The sequence below is a fragment of the Streptomyces sp. NRRL S-495 genome (genome assembly GCF_000966955.1).
Lineage (GTDB): Bacteria > Actinomycetota > Actinomycetes > Streptomycetales > Streptomycetaceae > Kitasatospora > Kitasatospora purpeofusca.
On record NZ_JZWY01000480.1, the window covers coordinates 1 to 368 of the forward strand.

Genomic DNA, 368 nt, shown 5'->3' on the forward strand with positions numbered 1-368 from the left:
GATCGCCCGGCTGGAGGGCTACCTCGCCTGGGAGGCGGAGGTCGCGGCGGCCCAGCGCGACGCCCGGGCCTTCGCCGACCGCTTCCCCTGGCTCGGACCGGACGACCGGGAGGCCCTGGAGCAGGCGTACGCCGAGGACCGCCTCCGGTACGCGGAGGAGGTGGTCGACCGCGCGGTGGGCCGCTGCCGCGCGCTGGCCGCCCGCTACCGCGCCGAGTGCCGCCGGATCTGCGCCCGCTGGGCGGCCGTGTGCCTCTCGGTGGCGTTCGCCGTGGCCCTGCTCGCCGTCGTCCCGGTCGCCCTGCACGGCTGACGACCGCCGACTCGGCCGACCGGCCATCGGCCCGGCCGACGCACCGCCGGCACGA

General features: G+C 79.1%; 1 protein-coding gene. It reads left to right on the plus strand.

What is annotated here, in order from left to right; translation table 11 throughout:
* Window positions 1-313: hypothetical protein (locus VR45_RS24085; protein WP_052709331.1), on the plus strand; the 313-nt coding region annotated here is incomplete at its 5' end.
* Window positions 314-368: the final 55 nt, after the last annotated feature.